The 5,041-nt window shown below is 67.7% G+C and carries 6 protein-coding genes; 2 read left to right on the forward strand and 4 right to left on the reverse strand.

What is annotated here, in order from left to right; genetic code table 11:
* Nucleotides 1-23: 23 nt before the first annotated feature.
* From IPI86_RS09040 to IPI86_RS09055, 4 genes are all read right to left on the reverse strand, one after another.
* On the reverse strand, nucleotides 24-323 hold the full coding sequence (locus IPI86_RS09040; protein WP_345297677.1) for a hypothetical protein: 300 nt from the start codon (nucleotides 321-323) through the stop codon (nucleotides 24-26).
* Nucleotides 320-1,255, reverse strand: a complete 936-nt coding sequence (locus IPI86_RS09045) for a hypothetical protein (protein WP_345297678.1) — start codon at nucleotides 1,253-1,255, stop codon at nucleotides 320-322. Before IPI86_RS09045 ends, IPI86_RS09040 begins: the two co-directional genes overlap by 4 nt.
* 238 nt (nucleotides 1,256-1,493) lie before the next feature.
* Nucleotides 1,494-2,162 carry a hypothetical protein gene (locus IPI86_RS09050; protein ID WP_345297679.1) on the reverse strand — a complete coding sequence of 223 codons (669 nt, stop codon included), beginning with the start codon at nucleotides 2,160-2,162 and terminating at the stop codon, nucleotides 1,494-1,496.
* 264 nt (nucleotides 2,163-2,426) lie between these two features.
* Entirely contained in the window at nucleotides 2,427-3,470 is a 1,044-nt protein-coding gene (locus tag IPI86_RS09055) for a hypothetical protein (RefSeq protein WP_345297682.1), read from the reverse strand.
* A 401-nt stretch (nucleotides 3,471-3,871) separates the two neighbouring features.
* On the opposite strand from IPI86_RS09055, the gene IPI86_RS09060 reads away from it, so the two are divergent.
* Both IPI86_RS09060 and IPI86_RS09065 read left to right on the forward strand, forming a co-directional pair.
* Entirely contained in the window at nucleotides 3,872-4,357 is a 486-nt protein-coding gene (locus IPI86_RS09060) for a hypothetical protein (RefSeq protein WP_345297680.1), read from the forward strand.
* 408 nt (nucleotides 4,358-4,765) lie between these two features.
* A partial coding sequence (locus IPI86_RS09065; protein ID WP_345297681.1) for a hypothetical protein occupies nucleotides 4,766-5,041 on the forward strand: 276 nt, incomplete at its 3' end.

A 5,041-nucleotide genomic window follows, 5' to 3' on the forward strand; every position in this document is an offset into this window, starting at 1 on the left:
CTCGAGCATCTCGCGGACCTTTCTCATCGATGCCACGCGCGCCCCACCCGAGGTGCGTCTCGAGGATCTGGCCGACGTTCATACGCGAAGGCACGCCGAGCGGATTGAGCACGAGTCACCGGGGTGCCGTCCTCGAGGTAAGGCATGTCCTCGATGGGCAGCACGCGCGAGACCACGCCCTTGTTGCCGTGGCGACCGGCCATCTTGTCGCCGACCGACAGCTTGCGCTTGATGGCCACGTAGACCTTCACCATCTTGATGACGCCCGGGGGCAGCTCGTCGCCCTTCTTGAGGCGGCCGATCTTCTCCCCGAAGCGCTTCACCGGGCTCCTTCTGCTCCTCGACGTGTCTCACGATCTTGCGGGCCAGGTCGCCTGGTCGCCCTCGACCGCCAGCTCGACCCAGTAGCGCTGCGGGAGGTCGAGCGCGAGCCCAGGTCCGGAGGACGTCTTCTTCGCGAGCAGCTCCTCGCCGCGGTCGTCCACCAGCCGGCGGTGGCTCGCCTTGCCGCGCAGGCCGGCGGAGCTGGCTGGAACGCCGAGTCCTGGATGATCTTGATCTCGTCGTTCTGGTCCTTGAGGAGCTTGGCCTCCTCCATCTCCTCGATGGCCTTGGCGCGCTCGTCCTTCTCGACGCCCTTGCGGCTGAAGACCTTGGCGTTGATGACCGTGCCGGTCACCCCGGGAGGCACCCGCAGCGAGCTGTCGCGGACGTCGCCGGCCTTCTCGCCGAAGATGGCGCGCAGCAGCTTCTCCTCGGGGGAGAGCTGGGTCTCGCCCTTGGGCGTGATCTTGCCCACCAGGATGTCGCCCGGCTTGACCTCGGCGCCGATGCGGATGATGCCCGACTCGTCGAGGTCCTTGAGGGCCTCCTCGCCGACGTTGGGGATGTCGCGGGTGATCTCCTCCTTGCCGAGCTTGGTGTCACGGGCGACGCACTCGAACTCCTCGATGTGCACCGAGGTGAACACGTCCTCCTTGATGAGCCGCTCCGAGAGGAGGATGGAGTCCTCGAAGTTGTAGCCCTGCCACGGCATGAAGGCGACCACGACGTTGCGGCCCAGGGCCAGCTCGCCCTGCTCGGTGGCCGGGCCGTCGGCGATGACGTCGCCCTTCTTGACCCGCTCGCCCGGCTTCACGATGGGCTTCTGGTTGATGCAGGTGTTCTGGTTGGAGCGCTGGTACTTGGTGAGGTTGTAGATGTCCACCTCGTTGGCCACGTCGGTGGTCGCGGTGGCCACGTCGGCCTTGACCACGATGCGGGCGGCGTCGACGGCTCGATGAAGCCGCCGCGCTTGGCGAGCGTGCAGACCCCGGAGTCGCGGGCCACCTTGCCCTCGATGCCGGTGCCCACCAGCGGGGCGGTGGTGCGCAGCAGCGGCACCGCCTGGCGCTGCATGTTGGAGCCCATCAGGGCGCGGTTGGCGTCGTCGTTCTCCAGGAAGGGCACCAGGGAGGCGGCCACCGAGACCAGCTGGTTCGGCGACACGTCCATCAGGTCCACCTCGTCCGGGCGCGACCGATCTTGAGCCGCCGTTGCGGCGAGGTGACGAGTCCCTTCTTGCTGGGGTCGACGTTGGCGCGTGGCCTGCGCGATGATGCGCCTCTCTCCTCGAGCGCGGACAGAAGCGCACGTCGTCGGAGACACGCCGCCCTCGACCTCGCGGTAGGGGTCTCGATGAAGCCGTAGTCGTTCACGCGGGCGTAGGTGGAGAGCGACGCGATCAGGCCGATGTTCGGACCTTCCGGCGTCTCGATCGGGCAGATGCGGCCGTAGTGCGTGGAGTGGACGTCGCGCACCTCGAAGCCGGCCCGCTCGCGGGTCAGGCCGCCCGGCCCGAGGGCCGAGAGGCGCCGCTTGTGGGTCACCTCGGAGAGCGGGTTGGTCTGGTCCATGAACTGCGAGAGCTGGGACGAGCCGAAGAACTCCTTGATCACCGCCGTCACCGGCTTGGCGTTGATCAGGTCGTGCGGCATGAGCGTCTCGATCTCCTGCAGGCTCATGCGCTCCTTGATGGCGCGCTCCATGCGGACCAGGCCGATGCGGTACTGGTTCTCCAGCAGCTCGCCGACCGCGCGGACGCGGCGGTTGCCGAGGTGGTCGATGTCGTCGACGTCCTTGTTCGGCTTGCCGTTCTTGAGGTCGATGAGGAAGCGCACCACCTCGAGGATGTCCTGCGGGTCAGGTATGCGTGTGTCGATCGACGGGCGCGCCGGCGTCGCGGTAGAACTTGTAGTTCAGCCGAGGCGGCCGACCTTGGAGAGGTCGTAGCGCTCAGGGTTGAAGAACAGGTTGCGGAAGAGCGTGCCCAGGCGGTCTCGTCGGCGGATCGCCCGGACGCAGACGCTTGTAGATCCTCCATGATGGCCTCCTCGGCGGTCTTGATCTTGTCGGCGAGGAGCGTGTCGCGAAGCAGCGGCCGACGTTCAGACCGTCGATGAAGAGGACCTGGAACGACTCGATCTTCGCCTCGCCCAGCTCCTCGAGCCGGCCTCGGTGAGCGCCTCGTTGCACTCGGCGAGGACCTCGCCGGTCTCCGGGTCGACGACGTCCTCGGCGACGACCGGTGGGGACGAGCTCCTCGTCGGCCTCGATGGGCAGTCGATCTTCTTCTCGCGGACGCTTCTTGATCGCGGCCTCGGTGAACTTGGCGCTCTTCTCGATGACCTCCTCGCCGGTCCATCCTTGATGTCGCGGGACCGCGCGCCGCCCCGGAGGGCCCCGGGTTCAGGGCCTTCTCGACCACTCCCGGCCTCTCGGCGAACACCGTCTCGGGTCTTGTAGAAGTAGTCGACCAGGTCCTGCGTCGAGTACCCCAGGGCGCGCAGCAGCACGGTGGCCGGCAGCTTGCGGCGCCGGTCGATGCGCACGTACAGGATGTCCTTGTGGTCGAACTCGAAGTCGATCCAGGACCCGCGGTACGGGATGATGCGGGCGTTGTAGAGCAGCTTGCCCGAGGCGTGGCTCTTGCCCTTGTCGTGGTCGAAGAAGGCGCCGGGGGAGCGGTGGAGCTGGCTGACCACCACCCGCTCGGTGCCGTTGATGATGAAGGTCCCGTTCTCCGTCATGAGCGGGATCTCGCCGAAGTAGACCTCCTGCTCCTTGACGTCGCGGATCGAGGCGGTCACCGCCGTCGCCCGCGTCGTAGACACCAGGCGGGTCGCGACCTTGATCGGCGCGGCGAAGGTCATGCCGCGCTGGCGGCACTCGTCGACGTCGTACTTCGGCTTCTCCAGGTTGAAGCTGACGAAAACGAGCTCGCTCGTTCCGTTGAAATCCTTGATCGGGAAGACCGACCGGAAGACGGCCTGCAGGCCGATGTCCACGCGATCCCGGATCGGCGTGGTGGACTGGAGGAACTTCTCGTAGCTCGATTTCTGGATGTCGATGAGGTTCGGGACTTCGATGATCTTACGGACCTGGCCGAGGTTCTTACGGACCCGGAAGTTCGACGCTGGACTGACGGGGATGCCATCTCGCTCCTCAGTGCTGGTTCGACATCAGGGAAGACTCCCCTGAACGTCGTCCCTCGGCGCGCTGCGCATGCGCGTGAGACATCCGAGCTGTTTGCCGGAATCAATGGAGTACGGGCGACGGTGCGGCGGTTGCATAGCGCCGCCCGACCCGCGTGCCAGGGTAAAGGCACGGTTCGTGAAAAGGGGATGTGATTTTGCTCACTTGGCCGCAGGTGCTTCTCTGCCCTGCGCAGTGAAGGGGGCAGGGACCTTAACTGAACTGAGCGGGGACGGGTCGGGATCGGCAGGAAGCCGTAGGCACCGCGCGCTCTCGTACATCGTACCTGGGTAAGGAGAGACTCGAACGGAGGGAGGGGACGTTGAGAGCATCCAGGAGCCTTGGGGTTGGTTGCGGCGTGGGCCTTCGGGGCGTACCTCGTCGCGAAATCTCGCAGCAAGAAGAACCGCCGTCCGGCTCGACGCCGATCGGCACCGGGGACTACCGCGGTCTCCTCGCGACGGCGGACGGCCTCGCGGTGGTGGACCTCTCGGTGCGCGACCCGAGCGTCGCGGCCAAGGCCGGGAGCGGCACGCTGCTCAGCGTCGCAGGCACGTTGACCTTCGACGGCAAGGTCGTCGGCGTCACCGGCTCGCTCGACGGCACGACCGCCACGGTGACGGGCGGCGGCTACTCGCTCACCGGCACGCTCGGCGACGGGGTGCTCGACCTGACGATGACCGGCCCCTCGGGGACGAGCTCGTTCAGCGTGTTCACCGGCGGCAGCACGATCACGCTCCACTGCGGGCTCTACGAGGGCGCCAAGAAGGCCGATCGGCGTCGCGATCGCGGGCAGCCGCGCGGCCGGCGCGATCGGGCTGGCAGGGGGCGGCAAGGTCCCTGATCGGCTCGACGAGCGGGGCGTCGTCTCGTGCTTGCCCGGCTTCCCGCCCAGGGAAGATGGAGGGCACGATCAGCGGCATCGCGATGGACGGCACTGGAGCGACGGCGCCGGTGGCACCGGGACGTTCAACGGCACGAGCGCCAAGTGCCCGCGCGGGACCGCGACGGGCGACAGCGGCACGGACGCGCCCGTCGACACCGGGAGCGACACCGGCACCAGCACCGACACGGGTGCCACCGACGTCGGCAGCGACACCGGCAGCGTCGACACCGGCGGAACGGACACCGCAGCGACAGCGGCGGCGCGTGCTCCTCGCTGGCCCTCAGCGGCCTCGCCGTCACCGAGGGCACGTTCGCGGGCAGTGACGACACCGTCTACACGGGCGGCACGGTGCTCGAGGGGACGTATGTGCTCAACGCGCGCAAGCGCACGCCGTTCGAGGCCGCGCCGGCGGGCCTCGTGAAGATCACCATGCGCTTCACCAAGAAGGCGGGCGGCGGCGCCCAGGACTTCCTCTACGAGCGCGTGGTCTCCGACAACGGCGTCGTCACGTCGGAGTCGGGCGAGATCACGTTCGGCGTCCCGCCGTTCACGGGCGGCTCGGTGGGCACGAACGGGTACAAGAAGAAGGTCGCCTGCCCCGCGACGATCAGCGACAACTCGATCCAGTACAGCGTCCCGAGC

The organism is Candidatus Villigracilis affinis (genome assembly GCF_016705895.1).
Classification (GTDB): Bacteria; Chloroflexota; Anaerolineae; order Anaerolineales; family Villigracilaceae; genus Villigracilis; species Villigracilis affinis.